The sequence below is a fragment of the Rhodococcus sp. BUPNP1 genome (assembly GCF_002215235.1).
GTDB lineage: Bacteria > Actinomycetota > Actinomycetes > Mycobacteriales > Mycobacteriaceae > Rhodococcus.
This window is the reverse complement of sequence record NZ_NERM01000049.1, coordinates 1-15191: the sequence shown is the minus strand read 5'-3', so window position 1 is coordinate 15191 and position 15191 is coordinate 1. Positions and strand designations below refer to the sequence as shown.

Here is a 15191-nt window from a genome sequence, read left to right as displayed (position 1 = left end):
ACCTGCTCAAGCAGAACCGTGCTGTGGCAACGCGATACGACAAGCTTGCGGTCCGCTACACCGCCACCGTGCGTATCGCCGCGATCAATCAGTGGCTGCGATCAGCCACCTTTTGAAACACGGCCTAACGCCGCTGGTCCGCGTACTGGCCGCGTTCGAGCACCCTCGAAACGAGGTAACCGATCAGGATGCCCCAGAACGCGGCGTGAATATTGAACAGGTTCAAGTCTGCGATCGTCACCACGAAGGTGACCAGCGAGCCGAAGGTGAAGGTGGTGGCGAAGGCCGTCACGAAGGCCTGTTGAAGCGCTTTGAGCATCGCGATGCCGCCCAGCGCCAGGACGAACGCCTCCGGGGTTGCCAGCATGAGTCGAACCAGGGTCGGGGCAACAAGCGCGCATACCAGGGAGAGCACGCCGTAAACGAGGGCACCGGTGTACTGCCGGTGCTTTTCACCCGAGGACGTCAGCAGCGCATTGGTCGGACCCGTCACGCATGCCGATACTGCGCCGAACCCCGCGTTGAGCACCGAGAAGATTCCGGAACTCATAGCAAAGACGTTGACCGGTGGGCGGTGGCCTGCCGCGTTGAGCACAGCGATCCCCTGACCGTTCTGGACGATCAACACGGTGATCGCCAGCGGCACTACCAGTTCCAGTTGAGCTGCCCAGGTGAATTCGGGGACCGTGAATGTCGGTGTGGCGAAAAACGGACCGCCACCGGGCTCGAGCGTGAACTGGCCGCTGGCCACGACAGCGACCACGCCGACGCCGAGGGCACCCAGGACCGGCGGGAGAAACCTGCCCAGCAACGGGACAGCGGACAGGACGAGGAAGGCGAGCACCATCGGAACGGCCACGATTGTGTTGTCCCGGGTGGCGGTGACGATGTCGGTGCCGAAACGCAGGAACACTGCGGCGACCATCGCCATCACGATCGGCATCGGGATAGCTGCCATCGCTCGGCGCACCACCCCGCTCATCCCCAATCCCAAGATCACGAGTCCTGCGGTGAAGAACGCGCCGACCACTTCGGGAAACGACAGATGCTGCAGTGACGGTCCCAGCAGCACGGTGCCGGGAATCGACCACGCGAAACCGAGCGGCTGACGGTACACCAGCGACATCACCACGGTCGCAAGACCAGCGGAGAGGAAAATTGCGAACACCCACGAAGCGAGCTGAGCGTCGGTCAGGCCTGCGGCTGCACCGACGGCCAACGTCACGGCAATCGGCCCGGACGCGGAGAAGACCAACCCGACCACTCCGTTGGCGGCGTACTGTGCGCCCACGTCGCGTAGGACATCGCGCACCCCTGCAGGACGGATGCCAGGACGCTCGAATAGGAAGCTGCGCGCACGGATGGTGGTCGGTGACGGATCGGTGGTGACAGACATGCTCGCTCCGGATCTGCGGATGGGTCCATCCAGTTCACCAGCATTTCCCCCGTTTGCGAGCCGCGGGCGGTGCCCAGTTGATCCTGGGTATGGCATACCCAGGATCAACTGGGCACCGCTGACGACTCTTCTCGAGCCGACATGTTGCTCAGATGGACGCATGACGCATTCCACGAACCTCGTTCCCTCGTCCGATCGCCGACGCGCTGTGGTCACCGGCGCGAGTAGCGGTATCGGTGCGGACACCGCACGGCATCTGGTCCGCTGCGGCTGGTCCGTGCTGGCGGTGGCCCGGCGCCAGGACCGCCTCGACGCTCTGGCCGCGGAGATCGGGTGCGATGTGCTGGCCGCGGACATCACCTCCGATCACGATGTGGCGCGGATCGTGGCCGCTGCCGGTCCGGTTCATGCCCTGGTCAACAATGCCGGCGGGGCGCGGGGCACGGAGTCGATCGATACTGCCGATCTGGACAAGTGGGCATGGATGTACGAGGTGAACGTGCTCGGTACGGTGCGCCTGACCAAGGCGTTGATCCCGGCGCTGCGGGAGTCCGGTCGCGGCACCATCGTCGTCGTGTCCTCCCTGGCCGCCGAGACTGCCTATGCCGGTGGCGGTGGTTACTGTGCAGCCAAGAGCGCCGAGCGGGTGGTCGCCGAGACCTTGCGGTTGGAGTTGAACGGGGAGCCGATCCGGGTCGTCGAGATCTCACCTGGCCTTGTGCATACCGAGGAATTCTCGCTGCGTCGGCTCGGTGGTGACCAGGCCGCCGCGGACGCGGTCTATGCGGGGGTGCCTGATCCGCTGACCGGTGACGATGTCGCCGAGTGCATCGCGTGGACGCTTGAGCGGCCGCACCATGTGAACATCGACCGGCTCGTGGTCAAGCCGCTTGCGCAGGCCGCGATCCACAAGTTGCACCGCACCACATGAGGTCGGGGCCGTTCGGTGCGCGCATCATGGGGGTGTGGTGAACGGAAGGGTCGCGCGATTGAATGCTGGTCTCGAACTCGGTGAATTTCTCAAGGTCAGACGTGCTCTGGTGGCGCCGCCTGAGAGTGGGACGCGTCGACGTGTCCCGGGGTTGCGGCGAGAAGAGGTCGCGGCCCTGGCCGGAGTCAGCTGTGACTACTACACCCGCCTCGAGCAGGGTCGGCACAAACGTCCCTCCGAGACGGTGTTGTACGCCCTGGCCGAAGCACTGCAATTGGACGATTTGGCCACTAGGCATCTGCTCGACCTCGCTCGTGCTATTGCGGCACCACAGCGGCGGCTCCCGACCGCCTCGGTGCAGCGGGTGCGGCCGTCGCTGCACCGGCTGCTCGATACCTTCACCGAGCATCCGGCGTTCATCCGTGGGCGGCGTACGGATGTGCTGGCGATGAACAAATTGGCCGCGCTCCTGCTCACGGATTTTCCCGCGAAACCGGCGCGTGATCGCAACTTGCTTCGGTGGGCGCTTCTCGACGAGGAAGCGCGGCAGCGTTACGTCGATTGGGAGAAGGTCGTGTCGTCGATGGTCGGGACGCTGCGTCTCGATGCCGGCCGTCACCCTGACGACCCTCTGCTCGCGCAACTCGTCGGTGATCTGTCTGTGCGCAGTGAACAGTTCCGCCGGTGGTGGGCCGATCATCGGGTGGTGGAGCGGCGCGATGGCATCAAGCGGCTGGACCATCCCTTGGTCGGTCGTATCGACGTGTTCTACGAGGCACTCGAAGTGACCGGGGAAGCGGATCAGACCTTGTTCGTCTACAGCACCGATCCCGGGTCGGAATCGGAGTCCAAACTTCGGGTGCTCGCTGATCGGATCCGCTCCGCGCCAGCGGAATCGGCGTCCGGGCACTGACGGATCGTTCGACCGAAGCATGGGGAGGGCGCGATGCGAGCGCTACGCCCCCTTGTGATGACTGAAGGACGAGTCGGGCGGACGCGGCGGTAGTCGGCCGCATGTGTGCACGGACCTGTGGCTTGTTGTTCGGCCGCCGGGGCCGGAAGCGGTCGAGTAATTCGGCGACGTCGAGCAGTTCCGGTGGACTCGAGTGCTGGTGCGGCGGGACGTGCATGCTCGTCGCGGTGGCCGACACGGTGCCTGCTCCGTCGATGGTGACGCCTGGGTCGGGACTGCGGGTCGGGGTGCTCGAGATAGGTTCCCGGGTGGCTGGGTGGAGTCCGGTGAACATCCGGTTTCAGGTGCTACGCCTGCGTTCACCCGTCATCGGCGTGAGTCGGTGTCAATGCCAGGTGACGTCGATCTTGTCGATGGCGTCGAAGTGGAAGCCGAACTGGTCGTTGTAGACGTCGAATCCCTTGTTCTCGGGGTAGTCGATGGTGGCGTGGCGTTCGAGGATGGCGACGACTCGTGCTTGGTCGTCATTGGCCAGTGCTGCCGCCAACGCTTGGGATTCTGCGGCGCTGAAGGGAATATCGGAGTTGCCGAAGTCCAGTGTGCGGGTCCGGTAGTCGTAACCTGCCTCGTCGCCGTTGCGTACGTGCACGCGGCCGGTAACGCGGATGGTGGCGATCTTCGGGGTGCCGTCGGGGTTGAGAACACCGGCCTTGTCCATGACGTCCTTGGCCTTGACGTCCTTGAGCTTCGACCGCGCGTCGTTGCGGAGCTCATTGGTCTTACCGGAGATGTATTTGCGCACCGAGGAGGGGCTGCGGCCGATCTTCCTCGCTACCTCGTTCACTCCCCCGAGGCGTGCAACGGCGGCGCGACGCTGAGCCAGCTCGGCGACCTCGCCATGAGGAATGCGTCCTTGCTGCGCCCAACGGCGCAGCGTGCGGTCCGATGGTGGGGTACGGCCGGCGTCGATGGCGGCCTGTCTGAGCCCGTCGTTGCCGATCTCGGTGCGGATCTGTTTGACCGAGACTCGCGAGGTCAACCCGGCCAGGCCCCGGCTGGTTTCTTGCGCCTTGGCGACACCTGCAGCCGCCGCAGCCGCGACAGTAACCTTCATGCCGTCGAGGCCGACAGTTTTCTGCGGCACGGCTTTCGATCGAGGTTTCGGTAGATGCAATGCCATCTACTGCTCCTCATCGTGATCGGCGCCGTGGGCAGCGGCAATCGCCAAACGCACCTCATGGGTGGTCTCGGCCTCCGCGAACGCCAACAGCATTTCGTCGGTGAGCTCGACATGCTTCTCGAGGACCATCTTGCCCAACGCATCGCTGTCGTCGGCGAGGGTCTGCCCCTCCCCCACCAGGTACACCCAGGAATCGGTCATGGTGCGGATCGGCCAGCGTCCGGTCTCGCGGGCGATGCGCATCGCGACGCGGCGGCCACGCCAGCGGCAGTGCGCCATGATCGCCGCTCGCCACAGCGGCTGATGGTGGTGTTGCATGCGGGTAGCGGTCCACATGTCGGGGTTGACCATCCGGCCGACGTAGCCCTTGTAACAGGCTCCGAGGAAGCGCTTCATCGCCGCGTCACCGCTCTCTGCTGCGACGGCGCGCGCCTCGCGCAGCACTTTGGCCCACTTGTCGAGGGCGCGACCTTGTTCCTCGTAGACCCAGGCTTCGGTGATGTCGAGGTCATCGACGTCGAGGCCCATTCCCCCGTCGGCGATGGGAGCGCACAATCCGTCGAGGCTGACGGTGGTGATCCAGGTCTGTACGGGTTGCTCGTCGAGCATCGCCGGGTGCGGAAGGGGTAGTTTCTCCGGCAGCGCGTACTGCCCAGCGGCAGGTAGGGTCACGCGCCAGATCCCGAAGAGTGGCTTGTCGCTGGTCGCGGCGGCCGCGGCATCGACACCGAGCAGGTTGCGGACCCGGCCGTAGCCGAACGACAGCATGCCCGCCGAGGCCAGATACGCGGCGCGCTGGTCGATGGTGACCAGGGCGGTGGCGCCCTCGAGATCGTCGGCATCGGGGATGCGGGACCAGCCGGCGGCCGGCTCGAAGTCCCCGCGTGGGGCGCCGTCGATCGGTGGGATCGGTCCGCCGGCGGTGACGACGATGCCTTTGCCTGTGCGGAGGCGTTCGCGGCGGATCTTGTCCAGGACCGCAGCGCCGGTGCGGGCGGGGGTTGGTCCGGGCAGGGTGTCGAGGTGTTTGACGGACCAGGCCAGGCGGCGGCCGAGTTCGCGGGCGGCGGGAAGGTCGTCGTCCGGGAGGTAGGTGCCGGCGGCGGGATTGCCGAGGATGCCCATGTCTCCGATGCGGTTGCCCCAGCCGAAGTCCTTGTTCCAGTAGGTCCATACGTAGGGTTCGAGGACGAGGTCGACCATCTGGGTGGCCTTGCCGACCTTGCGGATCAGGTGGACGACGTAGCCGGGGTCGCCGCGTAGTTCCCAGCCTGCAGCGATCAAAGGTGGCAAGGTTGCCGCGATGGTGTGGGTCAGTTCCGTGGCGGCGCGTTGACGCAGTTGTTCGAGGTCGTCGACGTCGTCTTCGCTGCCGGGGTCGATGATCCACCCGAGCTGGGCGCAGGAATCGATCCCGACGAACCACACCTGTGCGGTGAGTCCGTGCGGGGTCAGCGCTGCCCAGTGCAGCAGCTTGTCGAGCTTCTCGATCGAGTCGACCGGTCCGGTCAGCCGAACGCCTGAGGGTGTGTAGGTGGCCTCGGCGGTGACGATGATGGCGTGACCGTCGGCGTCCTCGGTGACAGGTAGGGACTCCCATGGCCGAGGCTCGACCGGGAGGTCCTCTTCCTGATCGGTTCCGGCAGCATCGACCGTGTCGGACGGTGCTGGGTCAGCGTCGGCCGACGATAGGTCTTCCGGTGGCGTATCGGGTGTGTCGGACGCCGGCTGTTCGGATGCAGGTGGTTCGGTTGACGGCTCTTCGGGTTCAGGGTCGAGATCGAAAAGGGCGATCTGGTCGTCGATTCCGCTCATCGGCTCACCACTGCAGCCCTTCTACGATCTGCCACCGGTCCCGTCTCCGAGTTGTGCCTACCGGAGCTCGAGTGCATCGATGAGTTTGCGGCGCTCGTCGTCGGTGAAGTGCTTACGCACTGCCGCGGCGAGCACGTCCGGGTCCGCGCCGAGTCGTTTGAGCGCCTGGGCAACCTTGTCCACCGGTTCGAGCTTGCTGGCAGGTTCTTTCGGCTGCGGCGCGTCGGGTTCCGGAGCCTCTGCGTCGGCTTCGGGTGCCGGATCGGGGTTCTGGGCTGCTTCCCATGCCGCGACCTGTTCCTCGAGCGGAACCCGGGCCAGAGAGCGGGCTTGCCGGACAGCGAGATCGCCTGCGCGCAGGGCTGCTTGAAGTTCAGGCGCGAGTTTGAGCAGGGCGCGACGCTGCGACACCCAGCCCTTGGAGCGGCCGAGCTTCTTCGCCGCGGCGTCTGCGCTACCGAACTCCGAGACCATCAGCTCGACTGCCTTGGCTTCTTCGAGGACGTCGAAGTCACGGCGGTCGATGTTTTCACTCGTTGCAGCCCAGAGGATTTCGCCTTTGTCGACGGCGATGCTGTCGCGCAGCACCACGTCGAGTCCGGGACGTCCGTACTTCTGGGCGGCGGCGAGCCGGCGGTTGCCGTTGACGACGATGTACTGCGCTGCGCCGATGTCGTCTTCGTCTTCGGGCCACAGTTTCAGCCAGGCGGTGCGGCTGACAACGGTTCCGGGTTGCAGCTGCCGGTCGGCGATGGTCGCCAGATCCGACAGGTCACCGAGTTCGTCGCGCGGGTTGCGCGGGTTGGCGATGAGCTGGTCGACTGGAACATCGGCGAGCAGTTGACCTTCGAGCGGCTCGATCTTCGTCTTTGTGGGTGTGGGGGTGCGCTTGCGGTCTACCGGAGAGTTGTCGCCTACTGCTCCGACAAGAGAGGCGAAGTTCGCGCGCCCGCCCTTGGGCGGCATCAGCGACCACCGTCCGCGAGCTCGAGGCTGAGCTTGTAGAAGTCCTCCCGTGCCTGCAGGGAGACGCGGTTGGCTTCGTACTCGGTGACGACCCGGCCTTCGGCGGCAGCGCGGGTGTGGACCTTGTAGTGCCGCACCACTGTTCGCGCCAGCGGCCAGCCGTTGGCCTGGACGAATTCGCGGGTCTGCTCGAGATCGACCTTGCCGTCCCGGGGATCCCAATTGTTCACCACGACAATGAAATTCTTACCGAGCGGTTCGATGACCTGCTTGATGGTGCGCGCGGTGGGATCGAAGCACAGCGGTTCGGGTTCGATCGGGACGATGACCAGATCGGCGACCTCGAGCACCGCTCGCAGGGCGTCGGCGGAGCTGCCGGTGCCGAGCACATCGGTACCGTCATCAGCACCGGACAGGTCGATCCAGCCCGGGGTGTCGACGTAGACGTGCTTGATGCCGGGCAGCTTGTCGAGATTACGGAGCACGTCGAGGTTGTCGTGGACCTGGTCGATCAGAAACGGCAGTTCTTCGACGCGCGAAGCCCACCAGACTGCGGAACCCTGGGGGTCGACCGAGATTGCTGCGACCGGGGACTGGACATCGTCATCGTCGCCTGCGGTGAGAACATCCGCTTTGACGGCGGCGAGGTTCATGGTGAGGGTGGATTTTCCGACGCCACCTTTTTGGTTGAGCATGACATGAACAGCCATAGGTTACCTCCGTATGCTTCACCCCACGGTGGGGCTACTTCGGACTCGCGTCGTCATCTCTTGGCGGAGATGACGATTGCGCCTGTACCACTGTAACGGTTTCGATGCAGTTCTATGAGGCGCGCAACTCGTACAATAGACCCTTACGGGTCTACGGAACAAGCTTTCGCCGTATCATCGCAGATGTGCTTCGCTACCTGACTTTGCACGAGGTTGCCGACCGTGTCGGCATCACCTACAACACCGCCAAAGGCTATCTACGGAAAGGTGTTCTGCCGCAAGCTGATGCGTCGATCGGGCCCCGGTTCGGTTGGCTCCCTGAGACTGTCGACGCGTGGATGGAAACGCGGCCGGGTCGAGGTCGACGGGTGCACAAGGGCACTCTCCCGACCCGAATCCGCCTGGCTTCTGGAACGCAAAAACTCTGATCGCTTCGGCGTGTCGCCGACGTCGCCATGAAGGGGACGTGCACGAGGTGAACGCGGTGCGGATGCCTGCCGTTTTGAGGGTGTCCCTACCTTGCGGCAATTTCGTCACTGTGACGATTGGGTTGCCTCCGCCGTGCTTACCAAGGGCTCACGATTCTTCCTGAGCCGGCGTACTGATGCCCTGCACGAAACAGTCAGAGTTTGACCGTAATTCCGGACCTCCCTGCGCTGGAGCCTTTTGTCGCACGCGTCTTCGACTTCCTCCATGCCATGTTCTAGAGCGGTGGTTTACCGCGGTAAACTACCGCAGATTTTGGGAAGGACGCGTCTCCCTTCGACGAATGCAGTCCGGAATGGCCCCGCTCCCCCATGACTCACCTCTCGTAGACGTCAGACCGGACGTTCCCATACAGCGCGGCCGCACAGGTGTTGACTCAGCCAGTGCTTGAGCGATCTCGCATGTGCGGCGCTTCTCGGTCTCTCCAACCGTTGCAGGCAGGTGGGGTCATCGACACCAACCCCATGGGGTGCAACGCTCGGAGTATGCACTGGTCCCTCTCTCCCCCGTCTGGACTCCTAGCAAATGACCATCCTCGGGGTGCTGGTGCGGATCGCTGAATCAGCACAGGTCTGTCGATAGCGAGGGGCTTGCGGGAGAGCGCGTTTACCGCGGTAAACGCGCCATCGCTATCTTTCGTAGCTCACCCCTTCAAGTCGGAGCTGCCTACCTCTACTGATTCCATCATTTGAGAGACGAATGCCGAGGAAGGTTTACCGCGGTAAACCGCGCCTCTTCTTCTCGTGCGCGGATGGTCGCTTCCCCACTCGCTCTATCCTGCTCGTTCCCCTGCCGATGTGTGGCGCCGAGGTTCGTCGCGGACGTGAGTGGCTATGATCCGCGCTGGTTTACCGCGGTAAACCAATCTCTTGCCTCCCGCCATCTGAACGGAACAAGCTGTAGGAAACCTGATGCGACGGCGTCCCTATCAGCAGCACTGGAGGCTCCACCCTTGCCTCGATCTGCTTCGCGCATCTCTTCTGGGTAGCCCCTCCTATTCGTTGGCGTGGTTTACCGCGGTAAACCACGACACCCAGCTGATCACCCCTACGTCGCCCTCTGCTCACGTTCTAACCCATTGCCTAACAGAGCGGTTCTCGTTGTTCATGCCAGCAGAGGCTCAATAGCAGACCGCCGAACCGCGGTTTACCGCGGTAAACCGCATAGGCGCTGGACTACCTGGCCGCTGCTTCATTGCTGGGGTGCGCGCAACTGCGGCTTTTAACCATTCGGCGGTTTACCGCGGTAAACCGCCGAATGGAGTTCTCATGTACCCATCACCGTCGATCACCAAGACGCGAACCTCCTCGCTGCATATCTGCCTGATCGATGGAAGGTCCTCTGCTTCTTACCGACTGCAGGATGCGGTGGAGCCATCAATATGTTTCGCCCTCCGCGGTGCGTACGACTCGACCGCGTTACCTTCTTGACTCGCCGGTTTACCGCGGTAAACCAGGCCATACCATCGCTAAGGAAGGTCGCGCGTCGCCACCCGGTCAGCCGGTACAGATTTCGTGGTTTACCGCGGTAAACCGGCCGCAGTTCGTAGGAGCCCCAATTAAGACACAGGTTCCTTTTTTACCGCGGTAAACCAGGAACCTGTGTCGCGAAGGGAGAGTCGAGGCACGGAGTTCGGCGGGCCGAAGGCAGCAAAGATCGCATACGGTTGTCGCAGGTTGTCAACGAGCTGCGCGACGGCCCGTTCACGACCTGTGTTTACCGCGGTAAACCGCCGAAAGGGAGTTGAGGTTGCGCCGGCTGTCGGACGGCGAGAGCGACACAATTTTGTCCTTCGAGTTTGTGTTTACCGCGGTAAATCTCAGGGATGCTGTAATCGCTGTGCCTCGCCCGAACCGCGTACTCGAATTCGTCTGTTACTCTCCGGCTCTCCAGAGATACCAGGAGGATGCGAAGGTGATCGCGATCACCGTAGCGCGGCCCCAACGAACCGATTGGGGTCAATAGGTGGGGGAGTACAGGTGGTTTACCGTGGTAAACCGTAGGTCGGGCTTGGACCCAGGGCCACGATTCGGAAGTTGTCCACTCCGCAGCATATGCAGAATCTGTTGGTTTACCGCGGTAAACCAAGGCGGTGGGCCAATCACTGCGCCGACACACGTTCGAAGCGTACATTCCGGTCGTCTCGATGGATCTGCCGATGGTAGTTCTCATGCTGTCGTCAGCTCGTACGTTCCCGGATAGCTTTACTTGGAACGTTTGTCCTGAAGCAGCTTGCGGATCCGCGCCATGGCGTTAACCCGAACTCCTTCCGATGCGGCCTTCTCGGCTCGTTCCGCCAGAGCAGAGGCAGCTGCGTGGCGTTCGGCGTCGCGGTGTCGTTTCGCGGCCTCGGCGCGTTCGGTGGGGGAGGGGAGTGACCAGTCGATAGCAGCAAGTCTCCATCGAAGGTATCGGATGGGATGCTTCAGCGAGTCCCGGGTAGGCCAGATCCATCCACGTCGGCGGGTGTCTTCGGTAAGCACAAGTGCGATATCGCGGCCAGTCCATCGCTCAGGATCGACGTAATGGTCCCTGAGAGCGTCGCAGACGGCTCCGACATGTTCTCCAGTGTCGAGACATGGAGTGTGCAAAATTAAGCTCGCAGCGGCCTTCTGGAGGCCGATTGGACGCGGTTCTCGGGGTTGTTTGTGTGAGTTATCGAGCCGGCGCGCGCTCGCGCGCGTTGTCTTGTACTTCTTAACAGAAGTACAAGTACCAAAAGATAGAGCAACAGATTGGGGGCCATGGCTGGCGTCCTGTGGATAAAGCGGACGATGAGGCTCCCCGAGAGTCGGGGCTGCCTTGGTGTAACGCCGCGCGGGGGGCGGGGCCGGGGTCGTGCGATCATGCGGGCCCCGACGGACGACTACCTTGGGGGAGACTAGAGCCCAGACACTGGTGGCCTTGACCTGTTTACGTCCGTGATGCGCTTCAGCTGCCCACTGTTCGAGTGTACGTAGAAAGCGTCCTCGGACCATTTCGCGGGCCAGTCCGAGTTCGGCCAGGACTCGCCGAGCACGCTTGAGGACAGTGACGGAGACCCCTGCCCGTTCTGCGAGTACCTCGCGGGACGCTGTAACGCGCCGGCCTGTCCGAAGGTCCGCGAACGATGCCATGCTCACCGCGACCGCAAAGACCCGTTCGGGGTCGGTGTGATGGTTCCGACACAGGTTTTTGCCCTCTTCTCGGTTGAGAATTTCGCGGACCTGTCGTTGCCATTGTGCGCGTCCGGACCAAATGGGGGTTTTGGACTGCATTTGGGACGAGACGGGAATTGACCATGTGCGGCCGCGCTGGTCGCTTTCCTCATTCATTTTCTCGACGCGTTCGATATTTGCTTTCGCTCGGAATACGGCGTCGGAATATTGGATATTGCCGAAATCGGAGAGGGAAGAAGCAAAGTTTTCTGCCTCCGGGCGTGTGATCTGCTCATCGGAGGTCGTCGAAAAGGTTGTTTGCTGTTCAGGGCATGGGGTACCCTGAGACGTACCAGGCACGGTAAGTCCCTTCGGGGAATCGGGGATTTCGGCAAGGAAATCCCTGGTGAAAGCACAAAATGGAGACGAAGCGGCAACTTCGGCCCCAAAAGGACACCTGACGGTGAGGGTGAAAACTAACGCCGTTAGGTGTTCGGAGTTCCGGTCGATCTCGGCAAAGTTCGACCGAATGACGAGCCCCCGCAAGGGGGCTTTGTCATGTGCTGTCCAAGCGTCATGTAGTTGTGTGCGATGGGTGCGGTTCGATCTCCTCCGGTCGGTTTATATTTCTGACAGTAATTTCATCACATGATCCCTCTCATGTCGCGCACCGGCTCGAATTTTATTTTCACGGGTCGATGGTGTGCGAGAGTCGGGCAGAAGCATTGACGGACCGTAATTACGAATCGTGTCCTCACGCCCCCGATTTCGTGGAGACCGGTGAAATCAGGGGAGAAGGGAGTGAAGGTCGGTGTCTACCGTCCCCGGCGTGCCATGAGCCATCTTGCAGCGACATCCGGCGCGGTGTGCATCGAGGGCGGGCACCGCGCAGGTCGTAGGAGCCGCGGGCGGCGCACGTTACTGGCTGGCATTGAGACGGTCGAATCGCGCGATTGGACCGCTCTCGACGTCCTCGAATCGCCCAGGGGGCGGCGTGGATGAACCAGGGCGGAGCATGTGCAGGTGTGGCCGTAGACGAAGTCGCCGGCGAGCACGTAGTGAAGAGAACACGTCCCTCCGCGCGGTGGATGCCAGCAGAGACGGGCTCCTTGGACTCTCCGAGGGAGTAGGTCTCTGCACGCCGTGCTCGGGTGAAAATGCGTCGAGAAGTCCGGGGGTAATGCGTTGGCTTCGATGAGTCGCTGGGCGGTGGCGGATGGAGCGTGCCTGATCCGTTCGGAGTAGGGACAGGGTCCGGCGTGACGCCTGCGCTGCGCGCACCATCGCCATGGGCGATCTCGAGTCACTGGTGTCGCGTGGGAGAGCTGATACGGATCTCGGGGCGATTCAGGGCGCCTGCGAGTCGGGTGTACTGGTGGGTCGTGCGTCGCCGACAGGGTCGCCCGGAGGTGCCTCATGCGTGCAGGAGAGTTGATGTTCGTCGTACGGCAGCTTGAACTCAGGGAACCTGGCTGGATGAGCACGCGACTGGGGCGGAGTCAGCTTCGAGTGGGTCGATGTCGACTCGAGTGGGGGAGTGGCCTGGTGCACGCAGCTGCGGATGGGTGCAGTCCGCGGTCCGCGATTGGGTCTTCGCGGTGCGGGACCCGTCCCAAGGTTGGTCTTGCTGAAATGACGAGCGGTAGAGAGTTCTTGTCGCGTAGTGATGAGGAAGGGTTCGATCAACCCGTCGCTACTGTCGGGGGCAAGGGTGCGGGTTCTATTGGGCCTTCGCTGCGGTGTCTGCGGTCCTTTGCGGAGTGTGGCGTCAGTAGTCGTGCGCGATCGTGATGCGAGATGGCTAGCTTTCGTAGGGCGCACCTACTGTTGACAGTTTCTTCACTGTATTGGTCCAGGCATGAGGTCGCGGCCGGTGCCGAGCTAATTGACGGGGAGTCCGGCTCGAACCGTGATCGGCTCATGAGGTCGTATTTCCGGCGGTCGGGTCAAGTGAGAACGTTTGTGTTCAGAATCCCTACGCTTCGGTCGTTGAAATCCTGTCGTGGGGACGTGAAACGACGTCGAAGCTTGTTGGTTGCTACGGATTGCTCCCTCTGGCGGTGGTACGAACGACACCGATGGGCCGCTGCGCGAACCGAATTGCGGATTCGTTTCCGTCGGCCGCGATGGTTACTGCGGTGGTGCCGCGTCGAACGGCTTCGTGGCCGATGCGACGCCAGAGGGTTTACGAGACTTACCATTGTTTCGAAGTCTGGTGTCGTGCTTGCTGACTCATGGGGTTCCCCGAGCGGCGAACGTGGCTGTAGGAATTGTGGGTCGATGCGATCGCCCATATGGCACCTCGGGCACAGGGTATGGACCTGAGGGGCGCGGAGTACGCGATTGGTGCGATCCGGACCACTGCCGCTGTTTTGTGTGGTCACGGGTCTACTCACAATTTTGCGGACCACGGTGCTGTAACGGGCCGAGGGGGGCGTGTGACGGGCTGCATGAACGGATAGGCCCCGGTCGTCTGATGTCGCATACGGTGACGAACCGCGATAGGCAAGGGATTACGGACCTCTATGGGGCTTGTCGGCCATAAGTTCTGAGGCGCTGGATCGTCGCAGTCGTGCGATAATTTCTGAGTAGAGTTGTCCATGTCAATGATGTGGGTTGCGGAGTTGGTTTGGCTTTGGTGACAAGAGGCTACTTAGACTCCGGCCGGATGCATTCGAAGAGGAGATCAACCTGTGGCGCGTAGAACAATCGTTGAGACTTTCGACGACATCGATGGAACTGCGTTGGACGATGACGGAGAAACCATCAGTTTCGCTGTCGATGGGGTGGAGTACACCATCGACCTGAACAAGAAGAACGCTCGCGACTTCCGGAAGAAGATCGACTACTACGTCGAGCATGCGACCCGCGTCGGAGGCCGCAAGAAGCGAGCCGGAACGGCTCGGTCATCCGATCCGAATTCTCCGAGCTCCAAGGAGATTCGAGAGTGGGCAATTGAAGAAGGTTTCGAGGTTCCCGCGCGAGGACGTCTGCCTCAATCCCTCGTCGACGAGTACGTCGCTGCTCACTGACAACTAGCTCACTGCAGAAGCTTCGACTCACCGCTTCGCCCCGTCTTCGTCCACCGTGGTTGGAGCACTTGCGATGGGCCAAATCTAGGGAGGCCGAGTCAGTGCGATCGACAATGAGGAAATAGGGCAGAATGCGTGGCCGCCTTCGGATGGCGATAACCAGACGACCCTGCTCGAGTGCCCTGCCGTATCCGATCGGCAGGGCACTTTTGTATCTTTGTCGCGGACAGAATGTCAGGGATAAGAAGGGCGCGGTGAGGTGCTCGCGTCGAAAGTATCGACGTCCGTCGATGCTGACCGATGTCGTCGCTATCCATTCAACTGTTTCGGTAGCTACTGTCCCGGCGTCTTGGGGCACATGGCAGAGCGTAGGCCCTCGGGTGATGTGCGATACGCAACCACACGGTCGTCTCTCGCCGGGTGCGTTCTATCTCGAATACCGCTCTGATACGGGCGGTGCAGCGCTACATCGAACCCAACCGGTGCGCTGTCGTCAAATGTCGACGGCACGTGAAAACTGACCACGGTATGGCATCTCAATTTTGACCCCCTGACCACCGATCCTGGCTGAAGTCGAGTCAGGAGGGACGAAGGGATGTTGTCCGTGGAAGATTGGGCCGAAATT

8 protein-coding genes are annotated in these 15191 nt (G+C 62.5%); 3 read left to right on the top strand and 5 right to left on the bottom strand.

The window, feature by feature from the left end; genetic code table 11:
• Positions 1–124 precede the first annotated feature (124 nt).
• On the bottom strand, positions 125–1396 hold the full coding sequence (locus tag B9C99_RS24635; RefSeq protein ID WP_088899682.1) for a benzoate/H(+) symporter BenE family transporter: 1272 nt from the start codon (positions 1394–1396) through the stop codon (positions 125–127).
• Positions 1397–1556: 160 nt separating this feature from the next.
• Between B9C99_RS24635 and B9C99_RS24630 the strand changes: the two genes are divergently transcribed.
• Together B9C99_RS24630 and B9C99_RS24625 are read left to right on the top strand one after the other, a co-directional pair.
• Entirely contained in the window at positions 1557–2327 is a 771-nt protein-coding gene (locus B9C99_RS24630) for an SDR family oxidoreductase (protein WP_085470923.1), read from the top strand.
• Positions 2328–2361: 34 nt separating this feature from the next.
• Positions 2362–3240, top strand: a complete 879-nt coding sequence (locus B9C99_RS24625) for a helix-turn-helix transcriptional regulator (protein ID WP_263510503.1) — start codon at positions 2362–2364, stop codon at positions 3238–3240.
• A gap of 385 nt (positions 3241–3625) precedes the next feature.
• On the opposite strand, the gene B9C99_RS24620 is transcribed toward B9C99_RS24625, so the two are convergent.
• Genes B9C99_RS24620 through B9C99_RS24605 form a run of 4 tightly spaced genes read right to left on the bottom strand, consistent with a single transcriptional unit; the run spans position 3626 to position 7911 of the window.
• The gene (locus tag B9C99_RS24620; protein ID WP_085470921.1) at positions 3626–4420 is read right to left on the bottom strand and encodes a hypothetical protein; all 795 of its coding nucleotides are present in this window, start codon (positions 4418–4420) and stop codon (positions 3626–3628) included.
• Positions 4421–6235 carry a hypothetical protein gene (locus B9C99_RS24615; protein ID WP_088899680.1) on the bottom strand — a complete coding sequence of 605 codons (1815 nt, stop codon included), beginning with the start codon at positions 6233–6235 and terminating at the stop codon, positions 4421–4423.
• 57 nt (positions 6236–6292) lie between these two features.
• Entirely contained in the window at positions 6293–7201 is a 909-nt protein-coding gene (locus tag B9C99_RS24610) for a peptide transporter (RefSeq protein ID WP_088899679.1), read from the bottom strand.
• Positions 7201–7911, bottom strand: coding sequence for a ParA family protein (locus B9C99_RS24605; RefSeq protein ID WP_088899678.1), 711 nt, complete (start codon positions 7909–7911; stop codon positions 7201–7203). The genes B9C99_RS24610 and B9C99_RS24605 overlap by 1 nt, the downstream gene beginning before the upstream one ends.
• Positions 7912–14227: 6316 nt before the next feature.
• Between B9C99_RS24605 and B9C99_RS24590 the strand changes: the two genes are divergently transcribed.
• Positions 14228–14566 (top strand): Lsr2 family protein, encoded by a 339-nt coding sequence (locus B9C99_RS24590; RefSeq protein ID WP_088899677.1) that lies wholly within the window; start codon positions 14228–14230, stop codon positions 14564–14566.
• Positions 14567–15191: the final 625 nt, after the last annotated feature.

What these genes read in the sequence shown, in the direction of transcription:
- B9C99_RS24635 (WP_088899682.1), bottom strand. Translation starts at nt 1,396, where the DNA reads ATGTCTGTCACCACCGATCCGTCACCGACCACCATCCGTGCGCGCAGC.
- B9C99_RS24630 (WP_085470923.1), top strand. Translation starts at nt 1,557, where the DNA reads ATGACGCATTCCACGAACCTCGTTCCCTCGTCCGATCGCCGACGCGCT.
- B9C99_RS24620 (WP_085470921.1), bottom strand. Translation starts at nt 4,420, where the DNA reads ATGGCATTGCATCTACCGAAACCTCGATCGAAAGCCGTGCCGCAGAAA.
- B9C99_RS24615 (WP_088899680.1), bottom strand. Translation starts at nt 6,235, where the DNA reads ATGAGCGGAATCGACGACCAGATCGCCCTTTTCGATCTCGACCCTGAA.
- B9C99_RS24610 (WP_088899679.1), bottom strand. Translation starts at nt 7,201, where the DNA reads ATGCCGCCCAAGGGCGGGCGCGCGAACTTCGCCTCTCTTGTCGGAGCA.
- B9C99_RS24605 (WP_088899678.1), bottom strand. Translation starts at nt 7,911, where the DNA reads ATGGCTGTTCATGTCATGCTCAACCAAAAAGGTGGCGTCGGAAAATCC.